Here is a 15,788-nt window from a genome sequence, read left to right as displayed (position 1 = left end):
CACGAATCGGGGAGGTGCGAGCGCGTTGAGCGAGATCGCCGGTGAGCTGGCGCGGGTCAAGGGTGCGTTCGCGCAGCCGACCCTGACGCTGCTCTACCAGCGCCAGGCGCCCGTCGTGATCACGATCTTCAGGGCGGCGTTCGGGCGCAACAACAAGCCGATCCCGACGGCGCGGCTGCACACCCAGGTCGAGGAGCACCTCGCCGAGATCCGGCTGGCCGGCGAGACCGACCTGCCGCACGGCAGTGGCCGCGACATCTGCCAGCGCTGGATGCGCGGCCAGTGGCTGGTGCGCTCCCTGGACGAGCTCGGCCGTGAGGTCTACTCGCTGACCTCGCACGCCCAGCAGGCCCTGGAGTTGGTGAAGAACCTGGCCCGCGACCGGGCCACCCTGAGCGAGCACCGGATCTCCACGATCCTGGGCACGGTGCGCCGGTTCAACTCCGAGGCCCACCCCGACCGCTCCACCCGCGTCACCCTGCTCAACGAGGAGATCGCGCGGCTCCAGGGCGAGCGGGACCGTCTCGTCGACGGCACCGACGACTCCGACCTGCTCAGCGTCACCGAGGACTACATGAGTGAGGGCTTCACCGAGCTGCTCTCGCTGATCAGTGCGCTGCCCAGCGACTTCGCCCGGGTCGAGGAGCGGTTCGCCGCGATCCGCACCGAGATCCTGGCCGCCTTCCGTGCCGAGGACCGGCCGGCCGGTGAGGTGATCGACGCCTACCTGGAGCGGGCCGACACGATGATGACCGCCACCCACGAGGGCCGTGCCTTCGCCGGGGCGTTCACCCTGCTGCGCGACGACGCCCTGGTCTCCCAGCTGCGCGAGGACCTCGGCGACCTGCTCGACCACCCGCTCTCGGACGGGATGCTCTCCGACGCCGACCGTGCCGAGCTGCGCGGCACCGTGCGGCTGGTGCGCGAGGGCCTGGACCGGGTGCTGTCCCAGCGCTCCCGGGTCACGGCGACGCTCAAGGAGTACATCGTCTCCCACGACGCGGCCCGCGACCGCGAGTTGGAGCAGACCCTGCGCCAGGTCGAGTCCGAGCTGATGACCTGGATGGCCGCCACGGGGCCGCGCGCCACGCACGACGTACCGCTGCTGCCCTCGCGGGCCGGGGTGGAGCACCTGCGCGAGCGGTTCTACGACCCCGCCGACGACATCCTGCCCGCGCCCCTGGTCGAGACCGATCTGAGCGCGGCGCCGACCACGACCCTGGCCGAGTTGATGGCCCAGGGCGGCCCGCACCTCGGCGTACTGCGCTCGCGGCTGGAGGACTCGATGAGGTCCCTGCTGCCGGCATCGACGCTGGGCGGGGTGTTCGACACGTTCGAGCCGTCGCTGCGCCGGCCGGTGGAGATCCTCGGCCTGCTGCACCTGGCCGCCGACTACGGCTGGAGTGCCGAGGCCGACGAGGTCGAGACCTATGCCGCGATCCGGCCCGACGGCAGCACCCGGACCTTCGCGGTGCCACGCACCCCGTTGCCCGACCCCGACCGCACCGACCCGATCATGTCCCAGACAGAGAGTGAGACCCCCGCATGAGTGTCGAGCACGACGACGACACGATGACGGAGGCGTACGACGACCACCGGACCGTGGAGCCCGACGGCACCGCCGAGCCCGGCGCGGACGAGGCGACCGACCCGTTCGACGTGCTCGACGCCGACGTCGACGGCTACGACCTCGGCTCGGTCTCGCTGTGGGAGGGCGACGAGGGCGGCCTGGACTTCGCCCAGCGGCACGCCCTGGTCACCCTGCTCAAGCAGCGGTTCATCAGCGCCCGCACCCACCCGAAGGACTGGACGGCGCTGATCGAGCACGAGCGGCTGATCCGCTCCCGGCTCAACGACCTCTTCCTCGACCTCGCCGTCGACCGGGCCCGCGAGGTCGCCTGGAAGCGGCAGGCCTCCTCCGAGACCGGGGGTCGGTTCCCGACCCTGCTCTACGACGGAGCCTGGTCGCGGGAGGAGACCCTGGTGCTGGTGCACCTGCGTGACCGGCTCCGTGCCGGGATGGCCGGGGGAGACACCCGGGTCTTCGTCGACCGCGAGGACATCATCGACTACATCGCGAGCTTCAGGCCGACCCACGCCACCGACGCCGCCGGCGACGAGAAGCGGGCCCGCAACGCGGTGCTCAGCATCATCAAGGCCGGGCTGCTGCTCGGCTCGGCGACCGACGAGCGCTACGAGATCAGCGAGGCCGTCGAGCCGCTGCTGCCCCTGGAGCTGCTCACCGAGCTGCTCGACGCGCTGCGCAAGGCCAACGGCACCGAGCCGAGCGTCGCCTACGACGAGACCAGCGGGCTCTTCGCCGAGGACCCGGCGCTGGCGACCGGGTACGCCGTCGCGACGACGTACGACGACGGCGACGGCGACCGCGATGAGCGCACCGACGAGCGCACCGACGAGCGCACCGACGGGGAGGCGTGAGGATGACCACCGACGACGTGCGTGAGCCCGCGGTGCTGGAGAGCGCCGAGGTGCCCGAGGACATCGACGTCCTCGACGAGCTCGGGGCCGAGCCCGAGGTCGAGGCCGGTGATGGGCTCTTCGAGGCCGCCGTGGTCGAGACCCCGGCCGACGACACCATGCAGTGGCGTGCCGCGCTGCTGCAGCTGGTGAACTGGGGCGGCTTCTCCGGGCTCACCACCGTGCCGCTGCGTGGCGACGCGACCATGATCTCCGGCGCCTCCGGGGTGGGGAAGTCGACCATCCTCGACGCCTACACCGCCCTGATGATGCCCTCGGACACCAAGTTCAACGGCGCCTCCAACGACGCTGTCGCCGGGCGTGCCCGCAGTGCCGGCCAGCGCAACCTGCTGAGCTACCTGCGCGGTGCCGTCGACGTGATCGACGACCCGAAGACCGGGCGTCCGGTGGAGAAGCTGCTGCGCGGCAAGGGCACCGACACCTGGGGCGCGGTGGCGATGACGTTCGTCAACGACCAGGGCGGCCGGTTCACCGCGGTGCGGACCTACTACGTCCCGCGCCGGGCCTCGCGCTCGGCCGACGTCCAGATGCAGCTGGCGACCCACGAGGGGGCGCTCGCCCTGGACAGCCTCGAGGTGGCCGTCGCCGACCGGTTCCACGCCAACACCCTGAAGAAGCTCTACCCGGGCCTGCGGGTGCACCGCACGTACGCGGAGTTCTCCGCGGTGCTGCATGCTCGGCTCGGGATCGGCGCCAACGGTGACGGCGCCAAGGCACTGCGCCTGCTGGCCCGGATCCAGGCCGGCAACCAGGTCCGCAGTGTCGATGAGCTCTACAAGGAGATGGTGCTGGAGCGGCCCGCGACGTACGCGGCCGCCGACCGGGCTGTCGCCCACTTCGATGACCTCGACTCGGCCTACTCCGCGATGCGGACCGAGGAGGCCAAGCTCGACCTGCTGGAGCCGATCACCGACCTCCAGGAGCGCAAGATCACCGCCCAGCGCCGGCTGGGGGAGTTCGACGCGTTCGGGGTCACCGCCGGGGGTAACACCCCGCTGCGGCTGTGGCTGCTCAAGGCCCACCTGCGGCTGCTCGCCGGTGCCGTCACCGGCAACCGCGATGACCGCAAGGCCACCGCCGACGCGCTGGCGGCCACCACCGCGGCCGAGGCCGCCCTGCTGGGCGACCTGGAGGCGGCCAAGGACGCTCACCGTGCCGCCGGTGGCTCCACGTTGCAGTCGCTGGCCCTGGCGCTCGAGCAGGAGGCGGTGGTTCGCGAGGACCGTGCGGGTCGGCGTACGGCCTTGACCGAACGGCTGCTGCCGCTGATCGACGCCGCGGCCCATGCCGAGGGCGACGACGGCGTCGACGTCGAGACCGTGATGAGCTCGGCCGGGGAGTTCGCCGAGCTCCAGGGCCGCGCCCGGCGCTGGCTGGGCGAGTGGGCCGAGACCCGTGCCGCCCTGTCCGCCGAGCGCGACCAGGTCCGCGACACCCTGGTCCCGGCCAAGCAGCGCCAGGCCGAGCTGCGCGCGGAGCGGGACTCCCTGGAGTCGCGCGCGGGCCGGATGCCCTCGCGGATGCACGAGCTGCGTGCCGAGGTCGCCGCGGCCAGCGGACTGACCGTCGAGGAGCTGCCGTACGTGGCCGAGCTGATCGACATCGCCCCCGACGAGTCGCGCTGGCGGATCGCGGTGGAGACGGTGCTGGGCGCCTCGGCCCGGATGATGCTGGTGCCGCTGGACCGGCTCGAGGAGTTCTCCGCCGCCATCGACGGCCTGCACCTGCGCAGCCGTCTGGTCTTCGAGGGCGCCGAGCTGGACCTGCCCGGCCTGGGGGTCCAGGACCCCGAGACCATCGCCGGCAAGCTGGTGATCAAGGAGACGCCGTTCGCCGGCTGGGTGGCCGAGCACGTCACCGACCCGGGCCGCAACGCGCTCTGTGTCGAGGACGCCGCCGGGCTGGCCGGTGAGGGCTTCCGGGTGACGCTGTCGGGTCAGACCCGTAACGGTCGCCGTGGCGCCCACGGCCGCAACGAGCTGCGCAACATCATCGGCTTCTCCAACGAGGAGGCGCTGGCCGAGATCGACACCGAGCTGGCCGCGATCGAGGAGCAGCTGCTCGGCATCGACGCGGCCCTGGCCGAGATCGACCGGCGCTCCAGTGTGGTCGACCGGCTGCGCACGGCGTACGACGCCGTCGCGACCGCCCGGTTCGACGACGTCGACGTGGCGGGCTCGGACCAGCGGATCGCCGACCTGGAGCGGCGCCGGGGCGAGATCCTCGACTCCGACGACCAGCTGCAGGTGCTGGAGGAGCAGATCCGCGAGCTCACGGTGCGTCTCGACGACGCCCGCAAGCAGCGCTTCGAGCTGGACCGGCGTCAGCGTGAGCTGAACAACGCCCACGCCGAGCTGGTCGACTCCGAGGACGTGGTCAAGGACCGCCTGGACGCGATGGAGCGCTCGGGCAAGCTGGTGCTGAGCCCCGAGCAGGACGCGGCGCTGAGCGCCGAGTTCGCTGCCGCGGCGGCGCCGGCCGACCCCGAGGACCTCGACCGGTTCAACGAGAACTCCCAGCGTCTGGCCGACCGGCTGCGTGGCGCGGTCGGCGAGGCCGAGTCCGAGATCAGCAGGGTCGACGACGAGCTCGCGGGGATCTTCAGGGTCTACAAGCTGCAGTGGGACTCGCCCAACCTCGGCTCCGGGGCGGAGTCGTACGCCGACTACGCCCGGATCCTCGAGGAGATTAAGGCGACCGGGCTGGCCGCCCGCCGTTCGGAGTGGCGGCGTCGCCTCACCGAGTGGAGCGGCCAGGACCTGGTCCCGCTGGTCAGTGCGATGGCGGCCTCGATCGAGGAGATCGAGGACCGGCTCGAGCCGATCAACGCGATCCTGCGGCGACTGGAGTTCGGCTCCTCGGGCGACCGGCTGCGGATCCGGCTGCGCCGACTCGCCCCGGCGCACGTGCAGGTCTTCCTTCGCGACCTGCGGGCACTGTCGCGTGGTGGCACTGCCGAGCTGGACGAGGCGGCCCTGGAGGAGCGGTTCACCCAGCTGAGCCGGTTCATGAAACAGCTGCGGCGTCCCTCGCAGAACGGTGACGCTGCGGCCGGACCGTCCGATCGTGACCGTCTGCTCGACGTACGTCGGCACGTGGAGATCAGCGCGGAGCGCTACGACTTCCTCACCGGCGAGCTGCGTGCCACCTACCGGACGCTGGGGGAGAAGTCCGGTGGTGAGTCCCAGGAGCTGGTGGCGTTCATCGTCGGCTCGGCGCTGCGGTTCCGGCTCGGGGACGAGATGCGCTCGCGGCCGCGCTTCGCCCCGGTCTTCCTCGACGAGGGCTTCGTGAAGGCCGACTCGGAGTTCGCAGGCCGAGCGGTGCAGGCCTGGCGCGGGCTGGGCTTCCAGCTCATCATCGGCGTACCGCTGGACAAGGTCACCGGCCTGGAGCCGCACATGGACGACCTGCTGGCGATCACGAAGAACGCCAGCACGCACCAGTCCTGGATCACACCGATCACCGACGCCTCCCGCTGACGCGGGGACACCTCACCCCACCGGGGGTCTCCGGGTGGGGTGAGGTGTCGAGGGGCACTCAGGAGCGGCGCACCCGGCGGCTCGCGATCAGGCAGACCACGGCCGCCACCACCAGCAGCACGACGTTGGTGAGCATCGCGGAGCCGAACGCGTCGGCGGGGGTGGCCCCGGAGCCGAGCCGGCCGGCGTACACCGCACCGAGGATCGCCGGGCCGAGCGCGCTGCCGGTCTGACGGATCGCGGTGTTGGTCGCTGCGGCCATCCCGGCGTGGTGCAGCGGCGCGGAGCCGATCGCGGCGACGGTCACCGAGCTCAGCATCATCGCGGTGCCGACGCCGAAGATCGCCAGCCGCCAGCCGACGCTCCAGAGGCCAGAGCCGTCGTCGACGAAGCTGAGCGCGAGCATCCCGATCGCGCAGATCGCCAGGCCGGCGGTGAGCACGGGGACCGGGGTGTGGCGGTGGATCAGGCGGGCCACGATCGGCCCGATCACGGCGCTCACGCCGGTGCCGAACAGGAGCCGGACACCGATCTCGAGGGTGTCGAGGTGCTGCACGGTGCCGAGGTAGAGGCTGAGCAGGAACATCCCGCCCACGACCGAGAACATCGCCATCATGCCGGCGAAGTTGGCCGCCGAGAACGCCACCGACCGGAACAGGCTGAGGTCCATCAGCGGTGAGGCCGAGCGGGCCTCGGCGACCAGGAACGCGATCAGCGACAGGGCGCCGAGGACGAGGCCGATGATCGCGCGGGCCGAGGTCCACCCGACGGCGCTGCCCTCGATGATGCCGAAGATCAGGGCGGCGATGGCGACGGTGGCGGTGAGCTGGCCGGTCCAGTCCAGGGAGCGGCCGGCGACCGGTGCGGACTCGGGCAGCAGTCGGGCCGCGCCGAGGGCGGCGAGGAGGGCCAGCAGGGTCGGGAACGCGAAGATCCACGGCCAGTCGACCCCGCGCAGCACGGTGCCCGACACGATCGGGCCGAGTGCGAGGCCGCCGGTGAGGCCGGTGGACCACAGCCCGATGTACTTCCCGCGGGCGCGCAGGTCCGGCACCGCCTGGGCGATCAGGGCCAGGGTGGTGGGGATCAGCAGGCCGGCGCCGATGCCGGCGGCCGCCTGCCCGGTCCACAGCCAGTGCAAGGCGTTGGCGTCGTCCAGACCGCCGAGGACGCCCGACACGAGGCCGCCGAGGACGGTCAGCACCATGCCGAGCAGGTAGACCTTGCGGCGACCGTAGAGATCGCCGAAGACCCCTGCGGAGAGTACGGCGGCCGCCATCGGGATGACGTACGCGTCCGAGACCCACTGCAGGCCCGAGGTGCCGGCGTGGGTCGAGGCTCCGATGGTGGCCAGCGCGGCGCTGACCGAGGTGATCGGCACGTAGGTGACGAAGATGCCCAGGATCGCCAGTCCGATGGTGGCGGCAGCGCGGTCCGGGGAGGGGCCGGTCGAGGTGCCGGTCGAGGTGCCCGGGGTGGCGCCGGTCGGGGCGGGTGCTGCGGCGCTGGCCGCAGGCGGAGATGATGTCATCGAGAAGCCTTCCAAACTATTTGAGGGCTAAAGTAACAACAGCACTAAGATAAATGAAAGGCGGACCCCTGTGGGCGATGTTCAGCGCGACCGGGTCGACCCGATCCTCGACCACGTGCGGAGCTACCGCGACGACGTGGTCGACGCGGCGGCGGTGCACATCCGGCTGCGCCGACTCGCGCACCGGGTCGAGACCGAGACCCGCCGCCGGCTCGCCCCGCAGGGACTGGAGTTCTGGGAGATCCCGCTGCTCTCGGGGCTGATCCGGAACGACGGCACTCTCGGCATCGCGGTCCTCCAGGACATCGCCCAGGTGACCTCGGGGGCGATCACGCAGCGGATCGCGAAGATGGAGGAGGCTGGATCCGTGCGTCGCACCTTCGGCCTCCAGGACCGACGGCAGGTCAACGTCGAGATCACCGAGGCTGGTCGGGAACGGTTCGACCGCCTGGCGCGGGCGATGCAGGAGGCCGAGGCGGCGATCTACGGTGACGTCGACCCGGCCCTGCTCGCGTCACTGGCGCGGGATCTGCGGGTGCTGATGATCGCGATCGAGGGGCCGGAGCCGAGCGAGGACTGAGTCTGGGTGCCACCGTCGCGGCGGCGGTGCGTTCCTGAGCGCGTTGTTCACCTGATCGAGGGTGACAGGTCGTTTGCTGCCCACTAGAGTCTATTGCGATCTGATCGCAATAACGCCTGGGAGGCGAGCAGGGTGCACGTGCCCGACGGATTCTTCAACGCGCCGACCTCGGTGGCCACCGGAGTGGTGGCCGTGGCAGGGGTGGGCCTGGCGCTGCGTGGCGCCCGCAAGGAGCTCGACGAGCGGACCGCCCCGCTGGCCGGCCTCGTCGCCGCCTTCGTCTTCGCGACCCAGATGGTGAACTTCCCGGTCGGGGCCGGCACCAGCGGACACCTGCTCGGCGGCGCTCTGGCCGCGGCCCTGGTCGGACCGTGGACGGGCATCCTGGTGATCGCCTGCGTGCTGCTGGTCCAGGGGCTGCTCTTCGCCGACGGCGGACTGACCGCACTCGGCACCAACATCACCCTGATGGGTCTGGTCGGCGTCGGTGTCGGCTGGGTCGTCCTGGTCGGCGTCAGGACGCTGCTGCCCAAGCGGCCCTCGTCGATCCCGCTGGCCGCCGCGATCGGAGCCCTGGTCTCGGTGCCGATGGCGGCGCTCGCCTTCAGCCTGCTCTTCTCCGTCGGCAGCGTCGCCGACATCGCCACCGGCAAGGTCGTGGCCGCGATGGTCGGCTGGCACTGCCTGATCGGGGTCGGCGAGGCGCTGATCACCGGCCTGGTGATCAGCTCGGTGATCGCCACCCGCCCCGACCTCGTCTACGCCGCCCGCCCGGTGCTGGGCGAGCGCACCCTCACCGTCAGGACCGCAGGAGCCAACGTATGAGCTGGACCGCCCTGCGGCGTGACCGCCGCTTCTACCTCGCCCTCTTCGTGGTCGCCCTGGTGATCGCGGGCGTCGTCTCCTACTACGCCTCGGGCAGCCCCGACGGCCTGGAGCACGTCGCCTCCACCACCGGCTTCGCCGACTCCGCCGGCACCCACGCCAGCGACGGCAGCCCGCTGGCCGACTACGGCGTCAAGGGTGTCGACAACGCGCGCCTGTCCGGTGGCCTGGCCGGCATCATCGGCGTCCTGGTCACCCTGGCGCTGGCCAGCGGCGTGACCTTCGTGGTGCGTCGCCGCGCCCGCAGCAACGCCGCCGCCTGACGTGAGCGCCGAGAGGGTGCGCTGAGATGGGCGCCGGTCACGCACACGCCCTGCACTTCCACGGGCACTCACCCCTGCACCGGATGCAGGCGCACCACAAGGTGCTGGGGCTGCTCGGGTTCGTGCTGATCGTGGTCGCCACCCCGAGCCGGTGGTGGCCGGCGTACGTCGTCGAGGCGGTCGTCCTGCTCGGACTGGTCGTGCTCGCCCGGCTCCCGCTGGGCTATGTGCTCAAGCGGATGGTGGTGGAGGTCCCGTTCGTCGTCTTCGCGCTGCTGATGCCGTTCATCGCCCAGGGCCCCACGACGGAGTTCCTCGGCCTCACCGTCAGCGAGTCCGGGCTCACGGCGGCCTGGACGCTGCTGGTCAAGGCCACGCTCGGCGTCGTCGCCGGGATCTGCCTGGCCGCGACCACGGAGGCGCCCGACCTGCTCCGCGGACTGGCCCGGCTGCGGCTGCCGAACACGATGGTGCAGATCATGAGCTTCATGCTGCGCTACCTCGAGGTGGTGGTCGAGGAGTTCCGGCGCCAGCAGATCGCGCTGGCCTCACGTGGCTTCGTGGCGCGCAATCCGCGACACTGGCCTGTGCTGGCCACGTCGGCCGGCGCACTCTTCATCCGCTCCTACGAGCGCGGCGAGCGGGTCCACCTGGCGATGCTCTCGCGCGGCTACACCGGAAGGCTCCCATGAGCGTCCCCGTCCTCGACGTGCAGGGCCTGGCCTACGCCTACCCCGACGGCCATCAGGCGCTGTACGGCGTCAACCTGCACGTCCATGCCGGTGAGCGGGTCGCGCTGCTCGGGCCCAACGGTGCGGGCAAGACCACGCTCGTGCTGCACCTCAACGGCATCCTCGCCGCCGGAGCCGGCTCGGTCGCCGTCTCCGGGCTGGCCGTGGAGAAGAGGAACCTCGCCGAGATCCGGCGCCGCGTCGGGATCGTCTTCCAGGACCCCGACGACCAGCTCTTCATGCCGCGGGTGCGCGAGGACGTCGCCTTCGGCCCGGCCAACCTCGGGATGAAGGGTGCTGAGCTCGACCGCCGCGTGATGGAGGCCCTGGACAAGGTCGGGATGGCCGACTTCGCCGACCGGCCGCCGCACCACCTGAGCTTCGGCCAGCGGCGCCGTGTCGCGGTCGCGACGGTGCTGGCGATGGAGCCGGAGATCCTGGTGCTCGACGAGCCGTCGTCGAACCTCGACCCCGCCTCGCGCCGCGAGCTGGCCGACATCCTGCGCTCCCTGGACGTCACCGTGCTGATGGTCACCCACGACCTGCCCTACGCCCTGGAGCTCTGTGAGCGCTCGGTGGTGCTCTCCGACGGCGTGATCGTCGCCGACGGATCGACGTACGACGTGCTCACCGACGACGCCACGATGGCCGCCCACCGGCTTGAGTTGCCGTTCGGCTTCGACCCCCGGAGCCTGCGCGACAGGGCGTGAGTGAGGCCGTTTCGGCCTGAGGGCCCGTGGTTACGCTGACAGAGGCCTGTCCTGGCGACACCGAGGAGTGCACGTGCCTCAGTTCGATACTCCCGTCCACGACGGGGTCCTCACCACGCCGCTGATCCGGCTCGACCGACTCTGGGAGCCTCCCGCGCCGCAGGTGTGGGCGAAGCTGGAGAACCTCCAGCTCTCGGGCAGCATCAAGGAACGCTCGGCAGCATCCATGCTCGACGGACTGGTTGCCTCGGGGCGGTTGCGGCCCGGTGCGGTGGTGGTCGCCTCGACGTCAGGAAACCTCGGCGTCGGCCTGGCCCGGCAGTGCACGGTGCGTGGGTTCGCGCTGATCGCAGTCGTCGACGAACTCACCAACGTCGCCACGCGGCGCAGCATGGAGGCCTTCGGCGCCCGGATCGACGTGGTTGCACCGCCCGTGGGCGGCAACCGGCTGGCGGCACGGATCGCTCGCGTGGCGACCCTCGTGCGCCAGATCCCCGAGGCGGTCGAGATCGATCAGTACGCCAATCCCGACAATCCTGCCGCACACGCCAAGACCACGCTGCCCGAGCTCGTCGCGCAGCTCGGTCGGGTGCCGACCGATCTCTACGTCGCCACCAGCACCGCCGGCACCCTGCTGGGATGCCAGGACGCGCTCGCCGCGCACGGGTGGGGGACCCGGTTGGTGGCTGTCGATGCGGTCGGCTCAGCGCTCTTCGGGGGCACGCCGGGCGAGCGCACGCTTCCCGGGGTCGGCGCCGGCGTGGAGTCAGCCCACGCCCGCCGGGCTCACCCCGACGACGTCCGCCGCATCGACGAGGCCGACATGGTGCGCGGCGCGCGTGCTCTGGCCCGCCGCGAGGGGTTGCTGGCCGGAGCGTCCACCGGCGCCGTGATCGCCGCCATCGAGGCCGACCTGCCCCGGCTGGGCCCCGACCGCCTGGTCGCGATGCTGGTCCACGACGGAGGGATGCCGTATCTCGACACGCTCTACGACGACGACTGGGTGCTCCGCGAGATTGCTGATCCTGAACGGGCGCTCGGGCGCTCGAGCGGAGGGTCTGACATCGACGAGCCGACGCCCCGGGCGGTGGGGTGGTGAGCCGCGCCGATCTGGTCGTGGTCGGCGGGGGACCGCGGGCCTTGATGGCGCTGGTCGCCCTCGACGATGCGCTCGTCGGCCAGCAGGGCGGACCGGACACCCACCCGGGGGTGCTGCGCCGACCGCGGGTCGCGGTGGTTGAGCCCGGCTCGCCGGGCCCCGGTGCCGTCTGGGAGACCGGCCAACCCGACCATAGGCGGCTCAACGTCGATGCCGGGCTGCTCGATCTCCGTGGGGCAGCGGTGGCGTGCTCCTACGCCGAGTGGGCTCGCCGCGAAGGGGAACAGTCGGCCGGCTATCCGCCGCGGGCGGTGATCGGCCGCTACCTGGCCTGGGCCTGGCGCCAGCTGACAGCCTCGCCACGGCTGCAGCTGCGGCACCACCGTGCCCGTGCCGACGGCATCGAACGGACCGGAGACGACTGGACCGTGACGACCTCGGCCGGGGACCTGATCGCCCCTGAGGTGCTGCTCTGCACAGGGCACGCCGGTGGGATCGGGATCGACCATCGGGCGGTGTCGACGCGCACCGCCGGCCAGGTGGTGACGGTGCGCGGTGCTGCCTTGACCGCGATGGACGTCGCCTTCGACCTCACCGCGGGACGTGGCGGTGTCTGGACGACGACCCCGGCGACGCGCAGCGGGCTGACCTATCACCGCTCCGGTACCGAGCCGGAGTCGATGGTGTGGGTCTCTCGATCGGGTGCGTTGTTGGCGCCGAAGCCCCTGGTACGCGACGATGCGGCCGCTGCCGCCGTGCGTGCCCACACTGCTGCCCTGGGCGCCGGCTCCGACCCTGACGATGAGTGGTGGCAGGTGCTCATCGATGCGGCCTGCGCCGCCGCCGACCTGGCGGGGCGGCGACTTGATCCGGCGGCAGCGATCGCTGTGCTCGACGACGACGGGGGCCCCGCAGACCCGTGGCAGCGCTGGGCCGACGACCTCGCGCGCGCCTCAGGGCAGGTCGACGACGATCCGGCGTGGTGGCTGGGGCGGGCCTGGTCCTACGGCTACGCCGACGTCGTCGCGAGCCTGGAGCGTGCGCCTCGACACCGTGCGACGTGGGAGCGGTTCCGGGCGAGGGCAGCTCGGTTGGAACGGTGGTCCTTCGGCCCGCCGGCCATCTCGGTACGTCGTCTCCTGGCGCTCCGTGACGCTGGGATGCTCGATCTGGTGACCGACGGGCGACCTTCCCAGGTCGATGCCGTCACCATCGGCCCCGGGATCCTGACCGCCGCCCGGCCGTGGGATGTGGAGGCCCCGCTTCCACCGGCCCACGATGCGCTGTGGCAGGGCCTCCTGGACCGTGGCCTGGTGACGGTCCGCCCCGGCGAACGCGGAGTGTTCACCACACCCGCGGGCCTGTGCGTCGGTGCCGACGGTGTGGCGGGTGAGGGCCTGGCGGCACTGGGGCGGCCGACCGAGGACCCCGTGATCGGGCACGACACCCTCAGCCGCACGCTGCACCGCGACGCGGACCGATGGGCGGCTCGGGTCGCGGCGACGGTGTCGTCCGACCGGTCCGGTAACGGCACCAGCGATCCCGTGCTGGCGGTGACGCCATGACCATGCCCGACCCGAGGAGCGGGTCCGGCGCCCAGGTTCGGTGCGCCGGGGTGGCGCCGCTGCGGGGGCGCACCGAGCCCTGGATGGAGGAGGTTCTGGCGGCGCCCGATGCGCTGGCTGCGCTGGTGGCCGAGCACGGCTCGGCGTTGAACCTGCACGACTTCACCCCACTGGCCCGCAACGCGGCCGAGCTCGTCGACGCAGCAGCGGCACACGGCGTTGAGGCACGCGTCTTCGTGGCCCGCAAGGCGAACAAGACGTTCGGCCTGGTCGAGGCCGCCCGCGCGGCAGGCCTCGGTATCGACGTCGCCTCCTTCGCGGAGCTGGACCAGTGTCTCGACGCCGGGATGGCCGCGCGGGATCTGATCGTCTCGGCGGCGGTGAAGAGCGAGGCGCTGGCGCGTCGGGCGATCCGTGCCGACGTACCGCTCAGTCTGGACAACGCTGACGAGGCGGCAACGGCGGTCGGCATCGCCCGCGACGAGGGCCGGGTCGCACGCGTCGCGTTGCGGCTAGCGGTGGTGGCCGAGGGCATCGCGCCGACCCGCTTCGGGCTCACCCCGGCGGCCTGGCTGGCCCTGCTCGACACCGAGCTCGCGGCCGGCGGGCTCAGGATCGAGGGCGTGCACTTCCACCTCAACGGCTACAGCCCCGACGAGCGGGCCGAGGCGCTGCGACAGGCCTGCGGGATGGTCGACGCCCTGCGAGCGCGGAACATCGACGTCGCGTACATCGACATGGGCGGCGGCGTACCGATGCGCTACCTCGACGACCCGTCCCAGTGGCGGGCGTTCTGGGAGGGTGTGGCCGCCGGCGACGACCTCACCTGGCGTGGGGATCGGCTCGGCCTGGTCGATCCCGCCGCGCCACGGCCTTCGCCCGCGGTGTACCCGTACTGGCAGGCCGAAGTCCGGGCAGGGTGGCTGGGGCGGATACTGACCGCCCCTGGCTCCGACGGTGGCACCGTCGCGCAGATGCTGAACCGTCGCGGGCTGCGACTGCACTGCGAGCCGGGCCGGGCCGTCGTGGACGGCTGCGGGATGACGGTGGCGCGGGTGGCGTTCCGCAAGCAGACCAGCGACGGGATTGGGCTGGTGGGCCTGGAGATGAACCGAACCCAGGTGCGCTCCACCTCGGCTGACTTCCTGGTCGATCCGCGGTGGGTGCGGCCGCGCGTCAGCGGCGTACCGGGTCCGCCGACCACGGCCTTCGTCGTCGGCGCCTACTGCATCGAGGAGGAGCTGATCCTGCGTCGGCGTCTCTCCTTCCCCGACGGCGTGGCGGTGGGCGATCTGGCGGTCTTTCCGAACACCGGCGGCTACCTGATGCACATCCTGGAGAGCGCCTCCCACCAGCTGCCGTTGGCCCGCAATCTGGTCCGTGACCCTCGGACGGCGACGGGCTGGCGTCTGGACCGGATCGACGACCCCGGCCGCGCTCACCCGAGGTCTGGCTAGGCTCCTGGGGTGAGCAGGATCTTCACCACCTCGGTTGCCTCGGTCTACCCGCACTACGTCCGCAAGGTCACCTCCAAAGGCCGCACCGAGGCCGAGCTCGACCAGGTGATCTGCTGGCTGACCGGCTTCTCCAGCGAGGAGCTGCACGCCCACCTGGCCGCCGAGACCACCTTCGAGGAGTTCTTCGCCGCCGCCCACCTGACGCCGTACGCCGACCAGATCACGGGCGTCGTGTGCGGTGTCCGGGTAGAGAACGTCGAGGACCCGCTGATGCGGCGGATCAGGTACCTCGACAAGCTCGTCGAGGAGCTGGCCCGGGGCAAGGCGATGGAGAAGGTCCTGCGCGGACCAGCGGCCTGACTCAGGCCAGCCCCAGATAGCCCCCGAGGATCCGGCGCAGTCGCCCCAGCACCAGCTCCTCGTTGGAGTGGACGTGGCTGCCCGGGCCCTCGGCCGCCCCGGGCGCGGGGTCCGTGCCGCGCGAGGCCTGAACGATCATCGAATCGATCATGGCGGCCATCGCGTCGACCTCGGGCTCCCCGAAGTCGGCGAGCGCGGAGCGCAAGGGGATCTGCAGGTGAACGTGGAACTCCGAGACGGCGCCCTGGAGCACGGCGGGGTCGACGGCCCGCATCACGATGTTCGTCACCGTCTGCTCGGGGCTGCCCATCAGCTCCACGTTGGCGCGGACGTAGGCCCAGACCTGCTCGGCCGGGGTGGGGGCCGCGGCGACCGCATCGGCCACGTAGCCGCTCCACTCCGGCAGCACCTCTGCGAGCACCGCACGGACGAGGTCGTCGGCGCTCTCGACGTACTGGTAGAGGCTGGTCCGGGCCAGCCCGGCGCGGCGTCCGACCGCCGACATCGACGGGATCGCCCCGGTCTCGACGATCAGCTCGCGGACGGCCGAGAGGAGCGCCCGGCGTTGCTGGGCGTGGTGCTCGGCCACCGTGTCGGCGGCGATGCGCGGCATGGCGCTCCTCTCG

General features: G+C 71.9%; 14 protein-coding genes. 12 read left to right on the top strand and 2 right to left on the bottom strand.

The window, feature by feature from the left end; genetic code table 11:
- The first annotated feature begins 25 nt into the window (after positions 1-25).
- From Q1V88_RS18385 to Q1V88_RS18375, 3 genes are read left to right on the top strand one after another with little or no spacing between them, the layout of a single operon-like run.
- The gene (locus tag Q1V88_RS18385) at positions 26-1,549 is read left to right on the top strand and encodes a DUF3375 domain-containing protein (RefSeq protein ID WP_300683172.1); all 1,524 of its coding nucleotides are present in this window, start codon (positions 26-28) and stop codon (positions 1,547-1,549) included.
- The gene (locus tag Q1V88_RS18380) at positions 1,546-2,439 is read left to right on the top strand and encodes a DUF4194 domain-containing protein (protein ID WP_300683170.1); all 894 of its coding nucleotides are present in this window, start codon (positions 1,546-1,548) and stop codon (positions 2,437-2,439) included. The genes Q1V88_RS18385 and Q1V88_RS18380 overlap by 4 nt, the downstream gene beginning before the upstream one ends.
- A 2-nt stretch (positions 2,440-2,441) precedes the next feature.
- On the top strand, positions 2,442-5,981 hold the full coding sequence (locus Q1V88_RS18375; protein ID WP_300683168.1) for an SbcC/MukB-like Walker B domain-containing protein: 3,540 nt from the start codon (positions 2,442-2,444) through the stop codon (positions 5,979-5,981).
- Positions 5,982-6,039: 58 nt separating this feature from the next.
- Here Q1V88_RS18375 and Q1V88_RS18370 read toward each other — a convergent pair whose 3' ends face one another.
- Entirely contained in the window at positions 6,040-7,512 is a 1,473-nt protein-coding gene (locus Q1V88_RS18370; protein ID WP_300683167.1) for an MFS transporter, read from the bottom strand.
- A gap of 70 nt (positions 7,513-7,582) precedes the next feature.
- On the opposite strand from Q1V88_RS18370, the gene Q1V88_RS18365 reads away from it, so the two are divergent.
- The 9 genes from Q1V88_RS18365 (at position 7,583) to Q1V88_RS18325 (ending at position 15,162) form a co-directional block, all read left to right on the top strand.
- Positions 7,583-8,092, top strand: a complete 510-nt coding sequence (locus tag Q1V88_RS18365; protein WP_300683165.1) for a transcriptional regulator — start codon at positions 7,583-7,585, stop codon at positions 8,090-8,092.
- Positions 8,093-8,230: 138 nt separating this feature from the next.
- Positions 8,231-8,917, top strand: coding sequence for an energy-coupling factor ABC transporter permease (locus Q1V88_RS18360; protein ID WP_300683163.1), 687 nt, complete (start codon positions 8,231-8,233; stop codon positions 8,915-8,917).
- Positions 8,914-9,240: a PDGLE domain-containing protein gene (locus Q1V88_RS18355; RefSeq protein ID WP_300683161.1), complete on the top strand. Its 327-nt coding sequence runs from the start codon at positions 8,914-8,916 to the stop codon at positions 9,238-9,240. The genes Q1V88_RS18360 and Q1V88_RS18355 overlap by 4 nt, the downstream gene beginning before the upstream one ends.
- 26 nt (positions 9,241-9,266) lie before the next feature.
- Positions 9,267-9,932 carry a cobalt ECF transporter T component CbiQ gene (cbiQ, locus tag Q1V88_RS18350; RefSeq protein ID WP_300683160.1) on the top strand — a complete coding sequence of 222 codons (666 nt, stop codon included), beginning with the start codon at positions 9,267-9,269 and terminating at the stop codon, positions 9,930-9,932.
- Positions 9,929-10,681, top strand: coding sequence for an ABC transporter ATP-binding protein (locus Q1V88_RS18345; RefSeq protein ID WP_300683158.1), 753 nt, complete (start codon positions 9,929-9,931; stop codon positions 10,679-10,681). The genes cbiQ and Q1V88_RS18345 overlap by 4 nt, the downstream gene beginning before the upstream one ends.
- A gap of 73 nt (positions 10,682-10,754) precedes the next feature.
- Complete coding sequence (locus tag Q1V88_RS18340) at positions 10,755-11,780, top strand: pyridoxal-phosphate dependent enzyme (RefSeq protein WP_300683156.1); 1,026 nt, start codon at positions 10,755-10,757, stop codon at positions 11,778-11,780.
- On the top strand, positions 11,777-13,345 hold the full coding sequence (locus Q1V88_RS18335; protein ID WP_300683155.1) for an FAD/NAD(P)-binding protein: 1,569 nt from the start codon (positions 11,777-11,779) through the stop codon (positions 13,343-13,345). The genes Q1V88_RS18340 and Q1V88_RS18335 overlap by 4 nt, the downstream gene beginning before the upstream one ends.
- Positions 13,346-13,428: 83 nt before the next feature.
- Positions 13,429-14,802: an alanine racemase gene (locus tag Q1V88_RS18330; RefSeq protein ID WP_300683154.1), complete on the top strand. Its 1,374-nt coding sequence runs from the start codon at positions 13,429-13,431 to the stop codon at positions 14,800-14,802.
- 9 nt (positions 14,803-14,811) lie between these two features.
- Positions 14,812-15,162: a DUF2200 domain-containing protein gene (locus Q1V88_RS18325; RefSeq protein ID WP_300683153.1), complete on the top strand. Its 351-nt coding sequence runs from the start codon at positions 14,812-14,814 to the stop codon at positions 15,160-15,162.
- 1 nt (position 15,163) lies between these two features.
- On the opposite strand, the gene Q1V88_RS18320 is transcribed toward Q1V88_RS18325, so the two are convergent.
- Complete coding sequence (locus Q1V88_RS18320; RefSeq protein ID WP_300683152.1) at positions 15,164-15,775, bottom strand: TetR/AcrR family transcriptional regulator; 612 nt, start codon at positions 15,773-15,775, stop codon at positions 15,164-15,166.
- Positions 15,776-15,788 lie beyond the last annotated feature (13 nt).

The organism is Nocardioides sp. (assembly GCF_030150155.1).
In the GTDB taxonomy this organism is placed as follows: domain Bacteria; phylum Actinomycetota; class Actinomycetes; order Propionibacteriales; family Nocardioidaceae; genus Nocardioides.
Note: the sequence above shows the minus strand (reverse complement) of the source record. Positions and strands in the feature narration are given on the sequence as shown.

Coding starts and splice junctions, on each gene's coding strand:
- Q1V88_RS18345 (WP_300683158.1), top strand. CDS start 9,929: ATGAGCGTCCCCGTCCTCGACGTGCAGGGCCTGGCCTACGCCTACCCC.
- Q1V88_RS18380 (WP_300683170.1), top strand. CDS start 1,546: ATGAGTGTCGAGCACGACGACGACACGATGACGGAGGCGTACGACGAC.
- Q1V88_RS18320 (WP_300683152.1), bottom strand. CDS start 15,775: ATGCCGCGCATCGCCGCCGACACGGTGGCCGAGCACCACGCCCAGCAA.
- Q1V88_RS18330 (WP_300683154.1), top strand. CDS start 13,429: ATGGAGGAGGTTCTGGCGGCGCCCGATGCGCTGGCTGCGCTGGTGGCC.
- Q1V88_RS18370 (WP_300683167.1), bottom strand. CDS start 7,512: ATGACATCATCTCCGCCTGCGGCCAGCGCCGCAGCACCCGCCCCGACC.
- Q1V88_RS18375 (WP_300683168.1), top strand. CDS start 2,442: ATGACCACCGACGACGTGCGTGAGCCCGCGGTGCTGGAGAGCGCCGAG.
- cbiQ (WP_300683160.1), top strand. CDS start 9,267: ATGGGCGCCGGTCACGCACACGCCCTGCACTTCCACGGGCACTCACCC.
- Q1V88_RS18355 (WP_300683161.1), top strand. CDS start 8,914: ATGAGCTGGACCGCCCTGCGGCGTGACCGCCGCTTCTACCTCGCCCTC.